The organism is Malacoplasma muris, from assembly GCF_046774425.1.
GTDB classification, from domain to species: domain Bacteria; phylum Bacillota_I; class Bacilli_A; order Mycoplasmatales; family Mycoplasmoidaceae; genus Malacoplasma; species Malacoplasma muris.
In genome coordinates, this window is the sequence record NZ_CP177248.1 from 992,543 (window position 1) to 1,012,411 (window position 19,869).

Genomic DNA, 19,869 nt, shown 5'->3' on the forward strand with positions numbered 1-19,869 from the left:
TATAATGATACTATAAATTATAGAATAGTAAATTTACTTTTACTTTTTTCAAGTGCTGCAATAGCACCTTTAGTAAATTTATTTGCTGAAATATTAATAGGTTTTTTTAATTGAAAATTACCAATGACTTTTAAAGGCAATTTTGGATTACTAATAATCTTTTTTTCAAAAAGAATTTTTGTATCAATGTTTGTAATATCTAAATTAGAAATTGTTTGTAGAGTAATTGTATTATATTTAGTTTCAAAATTTTTATTATTAAAACCAACTTTAGGAATTCTTCTATATAGAGGAGTTTGACCACCTTCAAAACCCAATCTAGTCCCACCAGATTTTCTTGAATGTTGACCTTTACTACCTCTAGTAGATGTTTTTCCTATACCTGAACCAAAACCACGTCCAACTCTTTTTTCTTTGTGATTTCTACTACCTTCAGTATATGTTAATTTATTTAGTTTCATAACTATTCTCCCTACAAATTATAATTCAGATAATTTCTTATCTCTCAATGCAGCTATTTCTTTAGGTGTTTTTTGAGATAATAATCCTTTTATAGTTGCTCTAACCATATTTAATGAAGTATTTTTACCAAGATTTTTAGAATAAACATCTGTAAAACCTGCTAATTCTAATACAACTTTAATTGGTCCACCAGCAATAATTCCAGTACCTTCAGGAGCAGGTTTTACTAAAACTCTACCAGCACCATGTCTACCAATTACTTCATGATACAAAGTATTTCTTTTGTTCATTTTAATTTTGAACATATTATTCTTAGCATTCTTTAATGCTTTCTTTATTGCTATAGGAACTTCAATAGATTTTCCCATACCAAATCCAACTAAACCTTTTTTATCTCCAATAACAACAAGTGCTGAAAATCTCATGCTTCTTCCACCCTTTGTTGTTTTAGAAATTCTTTTAACACCTACAACTTTTTCTTCATATCCAGTAGTTGAAATTCTTACAGGTTTTTTTTGTTGTGACTTACTAGCATCTTTATTGAAATTGCTAATTTTGCCATTTTTCATGAATCCTTGCTTTTTGCCATCTTCATTAGGTTTAGAATTTGTTAAGACTTTTTTGTCTTCTTTTACTGCTTCTTTAACAGAATCAGCAGTCGATTGTGTTTTTTTATCTTCCATTGTAATTACCCTTATATATTAAAATTTCAAACCTGATTGTCTAGCAGCATCAGCTAAAGCTGAAATTCTACCATTATATTTTGAACCACCACAGTCAAAATTAATTGCTTTAATTTTTTTAGCAGTAGCTTTTTTAGCTATATCTTCACCAACTTTTTTAGAATTAGCAACATTACCATTCTTAAGTTTTAATTGTAAAGATGAACTAGATACTAATGTAATACTTTTTGTATCATCAACTATTTGTGCAAATATATGAGCATTTGTTTTTGTAACAATAAGTCTTGGTAATCCATTATCAATTCTTTTGAATTTTCTAATAATTTTCTTATGACGTTCTTGTTTTTTAAATTTTCTATTAAAATTAACATTTTTCATAATTTTATTACCTTTCTCTTATTATTTTTTAGAACTTTCAGCTGTTTTACCAACTTTTCTAACAATATGTTCATTTGCATACATAACACCCTTACCTTTATAAGGTTCAGGAGGTCTTTTGCTTCTAATAACAGCTGCTAGTTGTCCAACAACTGCTTTATCAAAACCTGATATTTTAATTTCTGTAGCACTAGGACATTCTACTTTAACACCTGTAGGAATTGCTACTTTAATATTGTGTGAATGTCCTAAATATAAATCTACAAATGATCCTGATACATTTGCTTTATAACCAACACCTGAAATTTTTAAATGTTTCATATGTCCATTATTCACACCAATTATTGCATTATTGATATTTGCATTAATTGTTCCATGTAGCATTTTTGTAAATTTTTCCTCATTTTTTCTTTTAATAAAAATTTTATTATCTTTATTTAAAATTGATAATAAATTTGGATTGTATGGAACATCTAAATTTCCATTTTTTCCTGATACTTTAACAATATTTTTTTGAATATCAACTAGAACACCTGTTGGTATTTCTAAAATTCTATTTCCTATACGAGACATAACCAACTCCTAATTAATATATAAATGCGATAACTTCGCCACCAATATTTTTACTTCTTGCTACTTTATCAGTCATTAATCCATTACTTGTTGAAATAATAGCTATTCCAAGTCCATTTAAAACACTTGGTAATTTTTTAGCTTCACTATATACTCTTAAACCAGGTTTTGAAATTTGTTTTAAGTTTGTTATTGCTGAAACATTGTTTTTATATTTTAAGAAAACCTTTGTTTGCTTTTTGTTTCTAGGTAATTTTTCTGTTTTGAAATCAAGAATATAACCTTCATCTTTTAGAATTTTTAAAATTCCATCAACTAATTTTGAAGAATTCACAATTACATCTACTTTTCTTGCTTTAGTTCCTGTTTTGATTCTTAATAATAAATCTGATATTGGATCCATGTACATAATAATTTCTCCTTATATTTATCAAGATGCTTTTTTAACACCAGGAATTGCACCTTTATATGCAAGGTCTCTAAAGCAAAGACGGCAAATTCCAAATTTTCTAATAACAGATCTTGGTCTTCCACATCTTTCACATCTAGTGTAATTTCTAACAGAAAATTTTTGATGTTTTTTTTGTCTAACAATTAATGATTTTTTAGCCATAATTATTTATTCTCCTTAGTTCTAACAAAAGGCATTCCTAAAGCTCTTAATAAATATAGCGCTTCAGCATCTGTTTTAGCAGATGTAACGATTGTTACATCAAAGCCACGAATTTTTTTTATTTCATCATACACAATTTCAGGGAATATAATTTGTTCTTTTATTCCCATTGTGTAACTACCTCTACCATCAAAAGACTTAGTACTTAATCCTCTAAAGTCTCTAATACGAGGAATTGCAACTGTAATTAATTTTTCTAAAAAGTTTCACATGTTTTCTTTTCTTAAAGTTACTTTAACACCAATATCTTGGTTTTCTCTAACTTTAAAAGTCGCAATAGATTTTTTTGATTTAGTAGCAATCGGTTTTTGCCCAGTAATAACCATTAGTTCTTTCATACCTTGGTCAATTATTTTTGAATCGCCTGTTGCATCACCTAAACCAGCATTTACAACAATTTTTTCAATACGAGGAATTTGCATTACAGATTTATATTTAAATTCTTTGTGCAATTCTTTTGCAACAACATTTTTATATTTATTATATAAATTAGATTTAATAGCCATATATTAATACCTATTTCTTTCCTGAAATAATTTCATTGTTTGTTGCCTTTGAAACTCTAATTTTGTCTTTTCTTTTACCAGAGTTATTTTTGTATTGAAATTTTATTTTTGTTACTTTATTTTTTGCTTTTGGATCTACTAATGCTAATTTTGACATATCTAATGGCACATTAACATCAATAATTCCACCTTCTTCTTTTTGTTGATTTGCTTTTTGATGTTTTTTATAAATATTTAATCCATCAATAGTAGCTTTATTATCTTTTGGATAAACAGTTAAAATAGTTCCTTCTTTACCTTTGTGTTTCCCAGATATTACTCTTACTTTATCACCTTTTTTAAGTCTTTGCATAATAATACCTTCCTATAAAACTTCAGGAGCTAAAGATGCAATTTTTGCAAAACCTTTATCTCTTAATTCTCTTGCTACTGGACCAAACACACGAGTCCCTCTAGGGGATTTATCTTCTCTAATAATTACACAAGCATTATCATCAAAAGACAAATAATTTCCACTAGTTCTTTTAATAATTTTTTTCGTTCTAACAATAACAGCTTTGCATACTTGCCCTTTAGAAACTATTCCACCAGGTTGAGCTTTCTTAACAGAAACAACAACAATATCTCCAACACCTGCATATCTTCTTTTACTACCACCAAGCACTTTTATAACACCAACTAATTTAGCACCACTATTATCTGCAACATTTAATTTAGACATGAATTGAATCATATTTATTCTCCTTATTAAATAACTATTTTGCTTTTTCAATAATGCTATTTAGTCTTCAACGTTTAAGTGCACTTAATGGTCTTGTTTCAATTATTTCAACAGTATCACCAATCTTTGATTCTTCTTTTTCATCATGAGCATGATATTTCTTATGAGTAATAACTAATTTTTTGTATAAAGGGTGTTTATTTTTTGTTTCAACTTTTACAACAATTGTTTTTTGCATTTTGTCAGAAACAACAACACCAATTAAAGTTTTTCTTGAATTTCTTTCCATAATTTATTACCCCTTTGCTGTTCTTCTAATAGCAACTTTTTTTTGTCTATTATTTGATGAACTTTTTATATTTGAACTTGCAGATTGTTTACTCACATTACTATTTTTTTGATCTTTTGAAATAACTTTATTTGAAGTTTTATTTGGTATTGGTTTTTTATTTGTTTTTGGTGTAGTTTTAGCTTGTTTATTACTTTTTTTATCACTAACTTCTTTTGCTAAACTTTCAAGTTTAATTGCTTTTATATCTTGCTTATTATTAGAAATTTTTATTAATTGCACTGTATGAGTTGTAAAAGAAATTTTTATATTTCTTTCAGACAGGACAGTCATAGCTGTCGCAATCATTTTTTTAATTTCACTAATTTTATGTATTCCCTCAACATCTCCATTAGCCATTTTAAATCTATATTCTAGTAACTGAACTTTTAATGATGAGATTAATTCACCTAATTCAATATCAGTTTTTTTTCTTAAATCCTTAATCATTAGGTAATTCTCCTCTCTTAACAATTTTTCAAGTTACTGATAATTTATGGCCTGCACGTGTTAAAGCTTGTCTCATCATTTCTTCTGGAATATTTGCTACTTCAAACATGATAGTTCCCTTTTTAACAACAGCTACTCATTTTTCTGGAGATCCTTTACCAGATCCCATACGCACTTCTAAAGGTTTTTTAGTTAATGACATATGTGGAAAAATTCTAATTCACATTTTTCCTGTTTTACCAAGACATTTAGAAATAGCAATACGTGCAGATTCTATTTGTCTATCTGATAATCAAGCTCCTTTTGTAGACATTAAACCAAATTCTCCAAAAGCAACATATTTGTTACCTTTAGCCTTGCCCTCATAACTTACACGATGAGGTTTTCTATATTTTGTACGTTTTGGTTGCAACATAATATTTTTCTCCTATCTATAAGTTATTAATTTGATTTCTCTTTTTTCACAAATTTTTTATTTGTATTTGGTTTAGTATTTTGTTGTTTTTTATTATCAAATTTTCTATTAAAATTACCATTAGAATTTTTTTGATCTGAATTAAATTTTGGCTTACTTTGAATATTTTTGTTTGTTGAATGAACTCCTTTACCAAATAGTTCACCTCTATTAATTCAAACTTTAACCCCAATCAAACCATATGTTGTTAAAGCTTCTTCTAATGCATAATCAATATCTGCTCTTAATGTTGTTAAAGGAACAATACCTTCAGAATATCCTTCTTCTCTTGCCATTTCAACTCCACCAAGTCTTCCAGAAACATGAGTCTTAATTCCCTTAGCTCCATTAGTTAAAACTTTTTTAATAGCTAATTTTTGAGCATTTCTAAAAGAAACTCTATTTTCAATTGCGTCAGCAATTTCTCTTGCAATAATTCTTGCACTTAATGATGGGTTATCTAATGCAATTACATTAGCATTAACTTTTATATGTCTACCAACAATTAAATTAATTTGTTTTTTAATTACTTTTAAAGTACTCATTTCTTTTCCCAACAAAATTCCTGGTTGAGAACAATTAATAAATAAATCAATACTTTTTTGATGTCTTTCAATTTCAACATTTGAAATTTGAGCATTTTTAAAAGATTTAATTAGGTATTTTCTAATTTTATCATCTTCAACAAGTCATTTTGCTGTTTGCTTATTATCTTTTGCAATTCATCTAGACTCTCAATTTTTATTAATACCTATTCTTAATCCATTAGGATTTACTTTTTGTCCCATAATACACCTCTTCTAATTATTTCAAATATTGGAAACCACTAGGGCCTTTAGACATATTGTAATCTTTTAAACTCTTTGGCTTACTATATCTAAAAGATTTACTTGCTACTATTGCATGAGCTTCATGTTTTTCATGATAGTATTCATCAAATTCTTTTTTTGTAAACACTGATTTACTAGCATATTTAGTTCATGATGTTGATTTATCAGAAATTTTTATTTCAGATAAATCAAATTCACCAATCACAGCACTAACTGGCGCAGTTGCATAAACTAAAACTCTTTCAACTTTATTTGTTGGAGTAACTTTATAAAATAAAACATTTTTAGATGGATCATCTAATAATAAATTTGCATGCTTAGGAGATGCTGAAATCATAATAATTGACGTAGTAATAATCTCTAGTTTATCATTGCTTGTTTTAGTATCAACAACTTTTAAAACTTGTTGCTCTCTTTTTAAAGTTTCAGCATCAACTTTATTTTTTACAACTGGCTTATCATTGTTATTTTTTTTAACAACATCTTTTTTAACATTTAATTTACTTTTAGACTTTTTAACTAATCCAGCTCTTTGTTTTGCTGAATAACCTTTATTATTTTTTGCTCTTTTAGCTTTTAGTTGCTTTATTGCATCTAAATCTTTTTTTCTTTCATTAACATCATCAGAAAGAATAATTTCTATATGACAATGTCTTTTTCTAATCAAGTCAGCAGAACCTTTTGCTCTAGGCGACGTTCTTTTTAATGTTGATCCTTGATTAGCAACTATATGATAAATATATAATTTCTCAGCACTCATTGCATGATTATTTGTAGCATTTGCCATTGCAGATGAAAGAAGCTTACTAATAATTGGTGCAGCTTTTTTGTGCACTTGTTCTAACATAACTAATGCATCTGTAACTTTTTTATTTCTAATTAAATCACAAACTAACTTTGCTTTTCTAGGAGATAGGTGAATATTTCTTTGTATTGCTCTAGCTTTCATTTCAATACCTCTTAATCTTTTCTATTTCCTGTATGTTGTTTAAAGTTTCTAGTTGATGCAAACTCACCTAATTTATGACCAATCATATCTTCAGTTACATAAACATTAATAAATGATTTACCATTATGGACTTCAAATGTTAAACCAACAAATTCTGGGAAAATGGTACTTCTTCTTGATCAAGTTTTTATTGGTTTCTTTTTTTCTTGCTTAACCATATTTTGAACTTTTTTCATTAAACTATCTTCAACATATGGTCCTTTTTTAGAACTTCTTGACATAATATTCCAATTTCCTTTCCATTATTTTCTACGTCTCACAATTAGTGAAGAAGAAGATTTTTTAGCATTTCTTGTTTTAACACCCATGTGTCTTTTACCTCATGGAGTTCTTGGAGCGTCATGCCCAATTGAGCTTCTACCCTCTCCTCCACCATGTGGGTGATCATTAGGGTTCATAACTGAACCTCTTACTGTTGGTCTAACACCTCTATGTCTATTAGAACCTGCTTTACCAATAACTACAAGGTTATGGTCTCCATTTGAAACAATACCAACTGTAGCCATACAGTTATTTAATATTTTTCTAACTTCCCCTGAAGGTAGTTTTAATAAAGTATATTTACCTGTTTCATCCTTACCAAGGATTTGAGCAGAAGTACCAGCTGATCTAATCATTTGAGCTCCCTTACCAGGAACATACTCAACATTATGAACAAATGTACCTTCTGGAATAAATTCAATTGGCATTGAATTACCAACTCTAATATCAATTAATTGATTACTTGATAATATTTTATCTCCAACCTTTAAATCTTTTGGAGCAATTATATATCTTTTTTCTCCATCCTCATATGAAACCAATGAAATAAATGATGTTCTATTTGGATCATATTCAATTGTCTTTACAGTGGCAATTTTATTTATTTTATCTCTTTTAAAATCAATAATTCTGTATTTTCTTTTTGACCCACCACCATGATGTCTTACAGTGATTGTACCTTCATTGTTTCTACCAGAATGCTTTTTTAATGGAACAAGCAATGATTTTTCTGGTGTAGAAGTAGTTAAAACACTTTTATAATCAATAATGGCTGTTTGTCTTATACCGCTACTTCTTGCTTTTATACGTCTTACTGGCATATATGCATTTCCTTTCTGCTTTTCGCCTAATTAACTATTTTTTTTCTGTACTTTTTGCTTCTTCTTCATCAAAAGCAATATCAACACCTTTTGGAAGAGTAATATAAGCAATTCTTTTAAATTTAGATAAACCAGGATTTCTTGTGCCTGTTCTTATAGCAACAGGTTTTCTATTAACAACATTTACTTTTTCTGGAGCAAATCCATAAATCATTTTAAAAGCCAATGCAATCTCTTGCTTACTTGCCTTTTTATTTACTTCAAAAACATATTTTTTAACATCCAATGCTCTTAAACTATAAGTTTTTTCAGAATTTAAAGGTTTAATAATAACATTTAATAAATCCATTATTTAAATACCTCCGAAATCTTGTTAAATGCATCCTCTTGAATAATAGCTATATCACTATTAATAATATCTTTCACAGAAACTTGGTTTCATAATTTTGGATTAATTGTTGGTATATTTCAACATGATTTTATAAAATTTTCATGTTGCTCATTTAAAACAATTAAAACTTTTTTATCTACTAAATTAATTTTCTTAATAAAAGTTGAAATTGTTTTTGTAGAAGGTTTTTTCAACTCAACTTTATTTACTAACAAATTTAATTCATTATCATTTATTTTTAAAGTAATAGCTGATCTAAAGGCTAACTTGCTAATTTTTGAATTTAACTTAATTTTATAATTTTTATTTGGAGTAACACCAAATGCAACACCACCACCAACTCATTGTGGATTTCTAATTGAACCTTGTCTTGCTCTACCTGTATGTTTTTGTCTGTATGGTTTTCTACCACCACCACGTACTTCTCCCTTGCTTAAAGTAGAATGTGTACCTTGTCTTTCGCTAGCGTTTTCTACAATAATAGAGTCAAAAATTGCTTGCTTATTAACTTTTTTTTCAATTAATTTTGTGTTTTTCAATTCAACATTTTTAACATTTCCATCAAGGTCTGAAAAAAATTTAACAGTAGCCATAATTAATTACCTTCCTTATTTTCTTGTGCCTCATGTGAAGTATCTACAGCTTGAGCATGTTCTTGTATAGCAGCTTCTTCTGATACTTTACCTTTACACAATTTTAATGGTTCAATAAATTTTGTTTTTTTAGAAGTTGTTTTAATGCAAACTACTCCATCATTAGGACCAGGAACTGAACCATGAATTAAAATTAAGTTTTTTACTGCATCTATACTTATTACAGTTAAATTTGCAATTGTTATTAATTCATTTCCTCAATGACCAGACATTTTTTTGCCTTTCATTACTCTTTGACCTTGACTACCACCACGGCCAAAAGAAATTGAACCTTGATATCTATGTGGATATCCAGCACCATGTCCTAAAGGTCCTACTTTAAAATTTCATCTTTTAATAGCACCAGTGAATCCATGTCCCTTTGAAATTGCTTGAACATCAACTTTATCTCCAGCTTTAAAAGTTGATACAGTCAATTTATCTCCAACATTATATCCATCAACATCTCTAAACTCTTTTATAAATCTTTTTGGTTCTTGTTTTATTTTCTTAAAATAACCTTGTTTAGGTTTATTCAAAACTCTTTCTTCAACAGATACAAAACCAACTTTTGTTGATACATAACCATTTTTATCTTTTGTTTTATTTTCTAATACTACATTTGGTTCAACATGAATAACAGTAACTGGTATAACTTTACCACTTTCTAAAAATACTTGTGTCATACCAACTTTTTTACCTAATAACATTTTCATATTTTTACCTCATATAATTTTTTATATTATCTTTTTATAAAGTAATTTGAATTTCAACACCTGATGGTATTATTAAATTTTTCAAATTCTCTCTTGTTTTATCTGTAGTATTAGTTAAGATAATTAAACGTTTATGTGTTCTTCTCTCAAATTGTTCACGTGATGGTTTGTTCACATGTGGAGAACGACAAATTGTAAATACTTCTTTTTTTGTTGGAAGTGGAATTGGTCCCTTAACATTAGCTCCACTATCTTTAGAAGTTTTAATAATTTTCTTAACTGATTCATCTAATAATCTATGATCATAAGAAAATAACTTTATTTTTAATTCATTTTTCATATCTTAGTTGTCCTTTCAATGATTACAATCATATTTTTATATAATTGTTATTATTTCTATAAATGAGTTACCTGATCACTTGACAACTAATATTGGTGTATCAGCAATCTCAAATATAGACACAATACCTTATGATTATAACAAAAATTATATATATTGATAAACTTATTTTAATAAACAAAAAATCTGCAATTTTAAACTGCAGATTAATTATTAAAGTTTTTCTTTATTTTTACTCAAGTATTCAGATACACCTTCAGGTGTTGCTTTCATACCATCTTGACCTTTTTTTCAATTAGCAGGGCAAACATCTCCATGTTGTTCAAAAAATGTTAATGCATCAACCATTCTTAGCATTTCATCAATATTTCTTCCTAATGGTAGATCATTGATAACAGCATGTCTTACTATTCCTTGTCTATCAATTAAAAAAGATGCTCTTAATGAAACTCCTGCATCACACAAAACATCATATGCAATTGAAATTTCTTTTTTAATATCTGATACAATTGGGAATTTAATATGTCCAATTCCACCCTTATTTACTTCTGTATTTCTTCATGCTAAATGAACATAATCAGAGTCAATGCTAACACCTATAATGTTATATCCTCTTTCTCTAAATTCTAAGCATTTATTATCAAAAGCAATAATTTCTGATGGACAAACAAATGTAAAATCTTTTGGTCAAAAAAATAGTACTATACCATTCTTTCCACTATTTTTATATAACTCAAAATTATCAACTATTTTACCATCAGGCAAAACTGCTGGTGCTAAGAAATTAGGTGCTTTTTTAGTTACAATCATATTTTTTCTCCTTATCTATTATGTAATACATATAGTATTATAATATTTATTCAACATTTTAATAAATGAAAAAATATTAGCCAAATAAATTTCAATTAACCATGGATGAAACAACAAATAAAATAGCAGCATAAGTTGAAGTCACAAACACTAATGAGTCAACTCTGTCAAGAATACCACCATGACTTTTTAATATAGTTCCATAATCTTTTATATTAAAATTTCTTTTTATATAGCTAAATGTTAAATCTCCCATTATAGAAATAACTACAAGCGTGATAGATGTACATAATATTCAAATTCAATTAACTCAATCTTTTGCTGATGCAAAAATAGAAAGTGTTTTAAAACCAACATTAGTTGCATCTATTTTTCATAATGAAGAATAAACCATTAATCCAATTATGGCAATTATACTTCCACCTATTGCTCCTTCTCAAGTTTTATTAGGACTAATTGCTGGTGCCATTTTAGTTTTTCCAAACATTAAGCCAACTATGTAACATGATGCATCAGTAAATACAACTGAAAAAAATATAAATAATAAAACAACTCATGATTTTAATAAACCAATAATTCCAAATGACATGAATCCAAATGGAACTATAAACATAATAAAATTAAGTGTTAATACATTTTTAAAATTATTAAGTTTTGTAAAACCCAACATTACATTCATTACAATAATTGTTATTAACATTGAAGCTAATATGGTACCAAAAAATAATCTTATTTTATTTAATTCATTTATTTTTCCATCAAGTTCACTACTATAAAATGCTATGGGGACTTTATCATTAAACAATCCAAGATATTTAAAAGATAAATAAGATAGATTAGGCAAAAAAAAGAAAAGTGTTCCTGAAATTAAAATACCAACTAATGTTTTTCAGTTTCTTCCAAAAATAAACCTATTAATTTCAATCATTGCAATAACAAACGGTGCATAAATAATAAATAAGTATAAAATTGAAAAAACAATTTTAAATGATTCTGGAAAACTATCTTTTATTATAAGTTTTGACACTTGTGTTTCATCAGAAAAAAAGGAAAATAAAATAACTAGTATATAGTATATGAAAACATAAATAGAAATTAATGTTCTATTTTGAAATGTTCTTTTTTTACCATCATCCAGTTTATTAACATTAATATCTATTTTTTTGAAAAAATTATTTGATTTTATTAAACTATTATTATTTATCTTATTGTTCATTTATTTTTCCAAATCTTCTATCTCTATTATAGTATTCTTTTACATTTGAATTAAAATTTAACTCATTATAATCTGGTCACAAAGCTTCTTCAAAAATAATTTCAGAATATGCTAAATCATATAGAGCAAAATTACTTATTCTTTTTTCATTTCCTGTTCTTATTAGCAAATCAATTGGGGGCAATTCACTTGTTAATAATAATTCTTTAATATTGCTAATTTTTTTTGAAAAATTTTTGTCTAATATTTTTTCAAAAGCGTTTTCAATATCTTTTGTACCACTATAATTAAAAAAAATATTAACTATTATACCTTTGTTATCTTTAGTGGATTCAACAACTGATTTAATTTTCCTCACTATTAAAGGATTCAAATTTGTTTCAAATCCTATTCAATTTAGTTTTATATTTTTTTTGTTTAAATATTTTTTAGTTTTATTTGTTAAATGGTCAATAAGCAATTGCAGTAGATACTCAACTTCTAATTTTGGTCTATTTCAATTTTCTACACTAAATGCAAACAAAGAAAGGTATTTTATGTTTTCATTAATTGCATAGTCAATAACTTTTGGTATCACTTTTGCACCTTCTAAATGTCCTACATTTCTTGGTTTGTTTTTTTTAGTAGCTCATCTACCATTGCCATCCATAATATATGCTATGTGATTCAATTTATGTTTTTTCATTATTCTATAAAGACATTAAATCTTTTTCTTTCTTACTAAATAATTCATCTAATTTTGAATTATATAATTTAGTAGTTTTGTCTAATTCTAGATCATATTGTTTAATTTCATCTTCTCTTAATTCTTTATCTGCTTTATATTTTTTATGAATATCGTTTCTAATATTTCTTATACCAATTTTTGCATTTTCAAGAACTTCTTTACATTTTTTAACAGAATTCTTTCTAGTTTCTTCAGTTTGAGAAGGAAAATTAATTCTAAGTAAATCAGCATCAACTTGAGGTGTTAAACCTAAATTTGATTTAAGAATTTCTTGATTTATTTCATGTAATAATGATTTATCATATGGTTTAACAATTAATGTTCTTCCTTCTGCAACATGCACATTAGCTATTTCATTAAGTTTAACTTTTGAACCATAAGCATCAAATAAAAGTGAGTCAAAAATTGTTGGTGATGGTCTACCAGTTCTAATCTTAGAAAATTCACTTTCTAATCAATTAATTTTCTCATTAGCTTTTTTATCAAATTCTTCTTTATAAACTTTTCATTCCATAAATTATATCCTATTCAATGATTGTAAATTTTGACTTTCTATTTAGTGTATCTATAATGCTATTTTTTTCATTTATGTTAAAAACAATAATTTTGGTTTTATACTCCTTGCACAAAGCAATTGCTGTAGTATCCATTACTCTTAAATTTTTAGAAATAACATCATCATAAGTTAGTGTTTTATAAAACTCTGCATTAGGGTTTTCTAATGGATCACAAGAATACACTCCATCAACATTATTTTTTCCCATTAAAATAAATTTTGCACCAATTTCTATTGCAGTAATAGCTGAACCTGTATCAGTTGAAAAATATGGCATACCAGTTCCAGCAGCTAATATTGCAACTCCACCTTTATTTAAATAATCTTTAACATTTCTTAAATAATAAGTATCACAAATTTTTTCCATTTCTATTTTTGAGAAAACTTTTGCATCAATATTTATATTTTTCAAAATAGATTCAAAAGCAATAGAATTTATTATTGTTGCCAACATTCCCATATAATCTGCTTGATCTCTTGGCATATTAACTTTACTTGCTATAGAACCTCTTCAAATATTTCCACCACCAAGAACAATTGCAACATTAAAATGATTTATTAAAACTTTAATTTGCTGTGCAATCTCATTTAAAATTTCAAAAGAAATTATATTATCACTGTCATTATGATTAAGTGAGGCTCCACTTAATTTCAACATTATAGTTGTTCTATTGCTATTATTGTTTGAATGCATAAATATCTCCTATACTACATAAAAAAATAGATTTGATCTATTTTTTTACATCAAAACCTATTTTTTCATTTGTGCAGCTACTTCACTTGCAAAATCATCAACTTTTTTTTCAATACCTTCACCCAATTCAAAACGAACCATGTCTATAACTTTTGCATTTTTTTGTTCTAGTAATTTTTTAATAGTTATACTACCATCTTTAAAAAAAGGTTGTTCTTCTAAACAATTTTCTGAAAGAATTTTATTTAATCTTCCATCAATAATTTTATCCATAAATTTTGGATCTTTTTTAGAGTTTTTTGATTCTTCTTTAGATTTTTCTAAAAGAATTTTTCTTTCAGATTCTAATCATTTATTATCAACTTTTTCTTTACTTAAAAATCTAGGATTCATAGCTGTTAGATGCATTGCAATATCTTTTGCTAATGAATCATCTACAATACCATCAATTAAAATAGCAGATGATATTTTTGAATTACTATGTTGGTATGCTCCAAAAGATTGATTTGATTTTTTTGTTAATAACATTGCTCTTCTAAATTCAATTTTTTCACCAATTTTAGCTGTTGCTTCCACACATGCAGTTTTAACATCTTTACCATTTTTTAGTTGCATTTTTTCTACTGATTCTTTGTCCACTTTTTTGTTTATAAAAATAGCATCAATTATATCATTAACTAAATTTATAAATTCTTCATTTTTTGCAACAAAATCTGTTTGAGAATTAACTTCCAAAACTAAACATTGATCTCCTCTAATAACTGCATTTGTTAAACCTTCTGCAGCAATAGCATCAGCTTTTTTAGCAGCTTTTGAAATTCCCTTTTCTCTTAGTCATTCAATAGCCTTATCTATGTCACCATTTGATTCAGCCAATGCCTTTTGACAATCCATAAATCCAGCTTGTGTTCTTTCTCTTAATTCTTTAACTTTTTGCGGAGTGATATTACTCATAAAATTCTCCTATCCATATAGTGATAATTAAAATAATTTTCATTCTTTCTAATTGTAATACATTTTAATGATTTAAAACAAGCAAAATAAAAAACATAGTCCCTAAATTGGATCTATGTTTTTCTAATTATAACTATTCTTAATAACTATTCAATTCCAAGTTCAGCAGCAACTTCATCATACACTTTTTTCATTTGTTTAGCTGATTTTATAAATTTTGCTTTTTCTGCCTTATTTAATTCTAATTTTATTGGTCTACTTCATCCATCTTTATTAATAACTGCTGGTCATCCAAGTTGAAGATTGTATGTCCCATTTGTTACACAAGATACAGGTAATACAATATTTTCATCTTGCAATACTGCTCTACAAATTTTGTTTAATGCAGCTCCAATACCATAAAATGTAGCTCTTTTTAAATTAATAATTTTATAAGCCATTCTCATTACTTCATTATGCATTTTATTTTGTTGAGCTTCAGTCATTTTTCCACCAAATTTTGCTAACGGAATTCCACCAATTGTAGCAGCAGAGAAAACTGAAACTGATGAGTCACCATGTTCACCTACAACATATGCACAAACACTTTTTGGACTAACTTTATATTTTTCACATAATAATCTATTCAATCTTACTGAATCTAAGCTAGTACCACTTCCAATTACTCTATGTGGATCAAAACCTGTCATTCTTTGATACAAAGTAGTAATAATATCTACTGGATTAGATGCAATTACAGTAATCCCTTCAAATCCAGAATCTCTTACACCATTTGCTATATCTTGAATAATTCTTGCATTTCTTCCTACTAATTGAATTCTTGTTTCTCCCGGTTTTTGAGCTACACCTGCAGTAATAACTACAATGTCAGCATCTGAACAATCATCATAACTTCCATATTTTACATATTTAGGCGGTTGCACTAAATTTGGGATAGCATCTGAAGTATCAATTGCATTTCCTTTAGCAGCACCTTCAAATGCATCTATTAATACATATTCATCAAATAAATTTTGGTTCATAGCACCATATAGAAAAGCTGTACCAACAGCACCACAACCAATCAAAACCACTTTTCTAGTTTTCATTTTTGTTACTCCTTAATATTGATGAGGAAGATATTTTCCTCATGCTTTCATCCGATAAGAAATATATTATTTCAAAGTCAACAGAAATTTGTTTATATGAATCATACAAAGACATTTCATATTTAAAATCTTCAATACTTCTTACACCTCTTATTATATAATAGCAATTAAGCATATTTAAAATATCTATTGTTAAACCTTCATTTTTTATAACTTTTATATTTTTATTATTTTTTACAAAATTAGAGTTTATTATGTTGTTATATCTAATTTCTATATGAGATGAATTTTTGTTTTCATTATTACTTACAACAATATAAATAATTTCAAAAAGTTTCATAGCTTTATTAATGATAGATTTATGCCCATCATGAAAAAATTCAAAAGTTCCAGGATATATTGCAATATTATAATTTTTTAACATAAATTATTAAATTCCATTATTTTGAATATTCATTTAATTCATCATTGTAAACTTTAACTATTTTAAATAAAGAAATTTGATTATGTCCTGGACAAATAATTGAATCATCCTTTGCAAATTTTAAAAATCTTTTCAAAGACTTTTTCATCTCTTCTAAATTCCCTGTAGGTAAGTCTGTTCTACCTATACAGTCAGAAAAAATAAAATCTCCTGTGAATATATATTGTTTATATATAAAAGTTATAGAACCTTTGGAATGGCCTGGAGATAGAAAAATACCAATTATTTCTTGTCCAAATTTTATTTCAGTATTATTAGATTTAATTTCAAATATTTTTTCTTTTGGAAAAGTTGATGGAGATTTAAATGCCATATTAGATGATATTTGTCTCAAATGAATAGATTCATGCTCTGATATATAAAAAGTAACATCTTTGAATTCTTTATAAATTTTGTCAATATCAACTATATGATCATAGTGAGCATGTGTAATAAAAATTTTAACAACACTTATTTTCTTTTCTTTTAAAAAATTTATAATTGATTTACCATTTCAACTAGGGTCAATTACAATTGCTGTTTTTTTATTAATTATAATGTATGAATTATTAGCCATTCTTGTATTTTGGAACATATATAATTCATCATTAATAAGAGTGTCAAACATAATGAATTCCTTTTTTGAAAATTATAATAAAAAATAAATCATTTTAAAATGATTTATTTAAATTTTAATATATTATTTTTTTTGTTGTGAATTTTGTAAATTTGGTCTATCATAAACAACTTTTCTAAATTCAGGTTTTCTTTTAACAATTTCTGGTAAAACAATTTCATCATCTTTTTTATCAACAAATGATTTAGGTAAATTTTTACCTTCAGCTATTGCATCACAAAGAATTCCAATTAATAAATAAACAGATTTTATTGAATAATTATTTGCAGGAATTACATAATCAATAGATTCAGGATTTGCATTAGTATTACAAATTGCAATTACTTTAATTCCTAATTTTTTTGCCTCTAATAATGCAATTTTTTCATTTTCAGGATCTGTTAATATTAAAGCTGATGGTAAATCTTTCATAGTTCTAATTCCACCAAAAAATTTTGCCAACTTTTCAGTTTCTTTTCTTTTAGCAACTTGTTCTTTCTTAGTGAATTTTTCAATTTCACCATACTTTTGCATATATAAAAGATTATTAAATTTTTTAATAGAATTGCTTACAGTTTTAAAATTTGTTAAAGTACCACCAAGTCATCTTTCATTAATATAAAAAGCTTGAACTCTTTTTGCCTCTTCTTTAACATGATTTTTTATAGTTTTTCCTCTTGTACCTACTATTAAAACTGATCCATTATCCTTTGATAAATTCATTAAATAATTGTATGCATCACTTAATGCAATCACTGTTTGCATTAGGTCAATAATATAATTATTACCTTTTTTAGTGTAAACAAAACTTTTCATTTTTGGATTTCATTTTTTTGATGTTAAACCAATATGAGCACCAGTTTCCATTAATTTGTTAACACTAATAACTTTTTTGAATTTATTATTAGCCACAGTTGGATTTGCATTAATTTTTGCCATAATGTTAGCTTCAATTTCACTAGCTTTTTCTTTGTATGTACTTTCTGATGATTTTTTAGCTATAACATTATTTTCAACATTTTTTTGTGCAGATTCATTTTTTTGTTTTGTTGTTTCTGCTTTTGCAGTAGTCTTTTTAGACACTGATCCAACTTTTTTTTCTGCTTCTTTTTTTGGCATTTTGTCTCCTTAAATATTTAAAAATACATAATATTATATAATATTTTTTATAAAAATGATTATATATAAAAAATAAAAGGCAATGCCTTTTATTCAATATTATCTGTAGTAACTTCACTTTTATCTACAATAATTTTACTTTTTCTTCCTAGTAATTCAATTTCGATTTCTAATTTATTATTTTCATCATCTATAGCAACAATATATCCTGAAGTATCTTTCATTTGGCCTGATATAATCTTAATAAATGTTCCAACTTTTAAAGAATAATCTGAAGTATGTTTATCATTCATTTTAATATTTGCATCATCTAATTCTGAATGATCATTTATATACATATCTCTAGTATCTTCTGTATTACTTATTTCATTAATAAAATTTTCTTTTTCTAATGTTTCTGAATTAGTGTCTAACTCATTTTCATTAGAAGTTACTTTATTGTTAATTTGCGAATCATAAAAACCATCATTATTTAAGTTATTAACAACAAAAGGTTTATTATTAACAGAAACTATATTTGGTAATCCAACTAAAAATTCAACTTCTCCAGTAGATTTTTTATTATCATTGCTTTCTTGTTTTTGAGATTCAACTGTATTATCTACATAACCAGAATATGAACCTTCAGATTTATTAATAATAATATCCTTGTTTAAAGAAGGATCAAATAATGCTTCTACATCTTGATCTGACATTGGTATAGGTTGTGCACCCTTACCAGAAGAACCAACAAATCCAGTTATACCATAAGTATTTCTAATGGCATATCATGCTTCTTGAGTCATAATCATTTGAATATAAATATATCCTGGAAATCTATTTACTTCCCTTATTCTTGTTTTTTTATACTTATTACCAGGTAATGTTTCTCATGTAATAGATTTAGTATTTCTCATTAATTTTGGTGGAGGATTTGTTTTATTATCAAAAATTTCAATTGTTATTTCTCTACTCTTTAATAATTTAATTTCCTTCACTAAATCATTTAAACCATATGCTCTAATTTTATCTTCTATATTTTTATAAACAACTTCCTCATTACCAATAATTGTTGTAGCAATATATCACTTTGGCACTGAACTATTCATATAATATTATTCTCCTAATAAACTCTTTTTATTTTACATACGTAACCATTAGTAACCCAATTCCTGTAAATATTGCAGCTAATATTAAAACTATTATTACAACCACAAAAAAATCTGATACTAATTTTGATTTTGTTGTTCATGAAGTTCTTTCAAATTCTTTTCCAACTCCATAAAAAAACTTTTTGAATTTTTTGAATTTTTTAGTTTGTGTTTCTGAAGCAAAGGGATCAATTTGTTTATCATCATTATTCAAATCTTCCCTTTTGTTTTTCTTAGTAACAATTATTTCTTCTTTCGCCATAAGTAC

General features: G+C 26.4%; 31 protein-coding genes and 1 pseudogene. All 32 read right to left on the reverse strand.

Annotated features, from left to right (window positions below):
• Positions 1-17 precede the first annotated feature (17 nt).
• The 32 genes and pseudogenes from rplO to secE all read right to left on the reverse strand — a co-directional run bounded on the left by rplO (position 18) and on the right by secE (position 19,863).
• Entirely contained in the window at positions 18-461 is a 444-nt protein-coding gene (gene rplO, locus ACLFO7_RS04140; protein WP_412032240.1) for a 50S ribosomal protein L15, read from the reverse strand.
• Positions 462-479: 18 nt separating this feature from the next.
• Positions 480-1,145, reverse strand: a complete 666-nt coding sequence (rpsE, locus tag ACLFO7_RS04145) for a 30S ribosomal protein S5 (RefSeq protein ID WP_412032241.1) — start codon at positions 1,143-1,145, stop codon at positions 480-482.
• Positions 1,146-1,163: 18 nt separating this feature from the next.
• Positions 1,164-1,523 carry a 50S ribosomal protein L18 gene (rplR, locus tag ACLFO7_RS04150; RefSeq protein WP_412032242.1) on the reverse strand — a complete coding sequence of 120 codons (360 nt, stop codon included), beginning with the start codon at positions 1,521-1,523 and terminating at the stop codon, positions 1,164-1,166.
• Positions 1,524-1,544: 21 nt separating this feature from the next.
• The gene (rplF, locus tag ACLFO7_RS04155) at positions 1,545-2,096 is read right to left on the reverse strand and encodes a 50S ribosomal protein L6 (protein ID WP_412032243.1); all 552 of its coding nucleotides are present in this window, start codon (positions 2,094-2,096) and stop codon (positions 1,545-1,547) included.
• Between the two features lie 13 nt (positions 2,097-2,109).
• Positions 2,110-2,505 (reverse strand): 30S ribosomal protein S8, encoded by a 396-nt coding sequence (gene rpsH / locus ACLFO7_RS04160; protein ID WP_412032244.1) that lies wholly within the window; start codon positions 2,503-2,505, stop codon positions 2,110-2,112.
• Positions 2,506-2,523: 18 nt separating this feature from the next.
• On the reverse strand, positions 2,524-2,709 hold the full coding sequence (locus ACLFO7_RS04165) for a type Z 30S ribosomal protein S14 (protein WP_412032245.1): 186 nt from the start codon (positions 2,707-2,709) through the stop codon (positions 2,524-2,526).
• A 2-nt stretch (positions 2,710-2,711) separates the two neighbouring features.
• Positions 2,712-3,275, reverse strand: a complete 564-nt coding sequence (gene rplE, locus ACLFO7_RS04170; RefSeq protein WP_412032246.1) for a 50S ribosomal protein L5 — start codon at positions 3,273-3,275, stop codon at positions 2,712-2,714.
• 10 nt (positions 3,276-3,285) lie between these two features.
• A complete protein-coding gene (rplX, locus tag ACLFO7_RS04175) occupies positions 3,286-3,627 on the reverse strand; it encodes a 50S ribosomal protein L24 (protein WP_412032247.1) in 342 nt (113 codons plus the stop codon).
• A gap of 12 nt (positions 3,628-3,639) precedes the next feature.
• On the reverse strand, positions 3,640-4,008 hold the full coding sequence (rplN, locus tag ACLFO7_RS04180; protein ID WP_412032248.1) for a 50S ribosomal protein L14: 369 nt from the start codon (positions 4,006-4,008) through the stop codon (positions 3,640-3,642).
• A 22-nt stretch (positions 4,009-4,030) separates the two neighbouring features.
• Complete coding sequence (rpsQ, locus tag ACLFO7_RS04185; RefSeq protein WP_412032249.1) at positions 4,031-4,285, reverse strand: 30S ribosomal protein S17; 255 nt, start codon at positions 4,283-4,285, stop codon at positions 4,031-4,033.
• Between the two features lie 6 nt (positions 4,286-4,291).
• Positions 4,292-4,774 (reverse strand): 50S ribosomal protein L29, encoded by a 483-nt coding sequence (rpmC, locus tag ACLFO7_RS04190; RefSeq protein ID WP_412032250.1) that lies wholly within the window; start codon positions 4,772-4,774, stop codon positions 4,292-4,294.
• A complete protein-coding gene (gene rplP, locus ACLFO7_RS04195; RefSeq protein WP_412032251.1) occupies positions 4,767-5,189 on the reverse strand; it encodes a 50S ribosomal protein L16 in 423 nt (140 codons plus the stop codon). The genes rpmC and rplP overlap by 8 nt, the downstream gene beginning before the upstream one ends.
• Before the next feature lie 26 nt (positions 5,190-5,215).
• On the reverse strand, positions 5,216-6,016 hold the full coding sequence (gene rpsC / locus ACLFO7_RS04200; protein WP_412032252.1) for a 30S ribosomal protein S3: 801 nt from the start codon (positions 6,014-6,016) through the stop codon (positions 5,216-5,218).
• A 607-nt stretch (positions 6,017-6,623) separates the two neighbouring features.
• Positions 6,624-7,007, reverse strand: a pseudogene (gene rplV / locus ACLFO7_RS04205) (50S ribosomal protein L22); the annotation flags it as partial.
• Between the two features lie 11 nt (positions 7,008-7,018).
• Complete coding sequence (gene rpsS, locus ACLFO7_RS04210) at positions 7,019-7,288, reverse strand: 30S ribosomal protein S19 (RefSeq protein WP_412032253.1); 270 nt, start codon at positions 7,286-7,288, stop codon at positions 7,019-7,021.
• Between the two features lie 21 nt (positions 7,289-7,309).
• Complete coding sequence (gene rplB / locus ACLFO7_RS04215; protein WP_412032254.1) at positions 7,310-8,149, reverse strand: 50S ribosomal protein L2; 840 nt, start codon at positions 8,147-8,149, stop codon at positions 7,310-7,312.
• A gap of 34 nt (positions 8,150-8,183) precedes the next feature.
• Positions 8,184-8,498 carry a 50S ribosomal protein L23 gene (rplW, locus tag ACLFO7_RS04220; RefSeq protein ID WP_412032255.1) on the reverse strand — a complete coding sequence of 105 codons (315 nt, stop codon included), beginning with the start codon at positions 8,496-8,498 and terminating at the stop codon, positions 8,184-8,186.
• Positions 8,498-9,133, reverse strand: coding sequence for a 50S ribosomal protein L4 (rplD, locus tag ACLFO7_RS04225; protein WP_412032256.1), 636 nt, complete (start codon positions 9,131-9,133; stop codon positions 8,498-8,500). The genes rplW and rplD overlap by 1 nt, the downstream gene beginning before the upstream one ends.
• A 2-nt stretch (positions 9,134-9,135) precedes the next feature.
• Positions 9,136-9,888 carry a 50S ribosomal protein L3 gene (rplC, locus tag ACLFO7_RS04230; protein ID WP_412032257.1) on the reverse strand — a complete coding sequence of 251 codons (753 nt, stop codon included), beginning with the start codon at positions 9,886-9,888 and terminating at the stop codon, positions 9,136-9,138.
• A gap of 34 nt (positions 9,889-9,922) precedes the next feature.
• The gene (rpsJ, locus tag ACLFO7_RS04235) at positions 9,923-10,228 is read right to left on the reverse strand and encodes a 30S ribosomal protein S10 (protein ID WP_412032258.1); all 306 of its coding nucleotides are present in this window, start codon (positions 10,226-10,228) and stop codon (positions 9,923-9,925) included.
• Positions 10,229-10,441: 213 nt separating this feature from the next.
• Positions 10,442-11,038: a peroxiredoxin gene (locus ACLFO7_RS04240; RefSeq protein WP_412032259.1), complete on the reverse strand. Its 597-nt coding sequence runs from the start codon at positions 11,036-11,038 to the stop codon at positions 10,442-10,444.
• A gap of 76 nt (positions 11,039-11,114) precedes the next feature.
• On the reverse strand, positions 11,115-12,254 hold the full coding sequence (locus ACLFO7_RS04245; RefSeq protein WP_412032260.1) for a phosphatidate cytidylyltransferase: 1,140 nt from the start codon (positions 12,252-12,254) through the stop codon (positions 11,115-11,117).
• Positions 12,244-12,939 carry a polyprenyl diphosphate synthase gene (uppS, locus tag ACLFO7_RS04250; RefSeq protein WP_412032261.1) on the reverse strand — a complete coding sequence of 232 codons (696 nt, stop codon included), beginning with the start codon at positions 12,937-12,939 and terminating at the stop codon, positions 12,244-12,246. Before uppS ends, ACLFO7_RS04245 begins: the two co-directional genes overlap by 11 nt.
• A 4-nt stretch (positions 12,940-12,943) precedes the next feature.
• On the reverse strand, positions 12,944-13,495 hold the full coding sequence (gene frr / locus ACLFO7_RS04255) for a ribosome recycling factor (protein WP_412032262.1): 552 nt from the start codon (positions 13,493-13,495) through the stop codon (positions 12,944-12,946).
• A gap of 10 nt (positions 13,496-13,505) precedes the next feature.
• Positions 13,506-14,231, reverse strand: coding sequence for a UMP kinase (pyrH, locus tag ACLFO7_RS04260; protein ID WP_412032263.1), 726 nt, complete (start codon positions 14,229-14,231; stop codon positions 13,506-13,508).
• A 57-nt stretch (positions 14,232-14,288) separates the two neighbouring features.
• The gene (gene tsf, locus ACLFO7_RS04265; RefSeq protein WP_412032264.1) at positions 14,289-15,185 is read right to left on the reverse strand and encodes a translation elongation factor Ts; all 897 of its coding nucleotides are present in this window, start codon (positions 15,183-15,185) and stop codon (positions 14,289-14,291) included.
• A gap of 146 nt (positions 15,186-15,331) precedes the next feature.
• Positions 15,332-16,273, reverse strand: a complete 942-nt coding sequence (locus tag ACLFO7_RS04270) for an L-lactate dehydrogenase (RefSeq protein WP_412032265.1) — start codon at positions 16,271-16,273, stop codon at positions 15,332-15,334.
• Positions 16,263-16,697, reverse strand: a complete 435-nt coding sequence (gene coaD, locus ACLFO7_RS04275) for a pantetheine-phosphate adenylyltransferase (RefSeq protein ID WP_412032266.1) — start codon at positions 16,695-16,697, stop codon at positions 16,263-16,265. The genes ACLFO7_RS04270 and coaD overlap by 11 nt, the downstream gene beginning before the upstream one ends.
• 16 nt (positions 16,698-16,713) lie before the next feature.
• The gene (locus ACLFO7_RS04280; protein WP_412032267.1) at positions 16,714-17,364 is read right to left on the reverse strand and encodes an MBL fold metallo-hydrolase; all 651 of its coding nucleotides are present in this window, start codon (positions 17,362-17,364) and stop codon (positions 16,714-16,716) included.
• 72 nt (positions 17,365-17,436) lie between these two features.
• Positions 17,437-18,471 (reverse strand): 30S ribosomal protein S2, encoded by a 1,035-nt coding sequence (gene rpsB, locus ACLFO7_RS04285; protein WP_412032268.1) that lies wholly within the window; start codon positions 18,469-18,471, stop codon positions 17,437-17,439.
• An 89-nt stretch (positions 18,472-18,560) separates the two neighbouring features.
• Complete coding sequence (nusG, locus tag ACLFO7_RS04290; protein ID WP_412032269.1) at positions 18,561-19,559, reverse strand: transcription termination/antitermination protein NusG; 999 nt, start codon at positions 19,557-19,559, stop codon at positions 18,561-18,563.
• A gap of 28 nt (positions 19,560-19,587) precedes the next feature.
• The gene (gene secE / locus ACLFO7_RS04295) at positions 19,588-19,863 is read right to left on the reverse strand and encodes a preprotein translocase subunit SecE (RefSeq protein WP_412032270.1); all 276 of its coding nucleotides are present in this window, start codon (positions 19,861-19,863) and stop codon (positions 19,588-19,590) included.
• Positions 19,864-19,869: the final 6 nt, after the last annotated feature.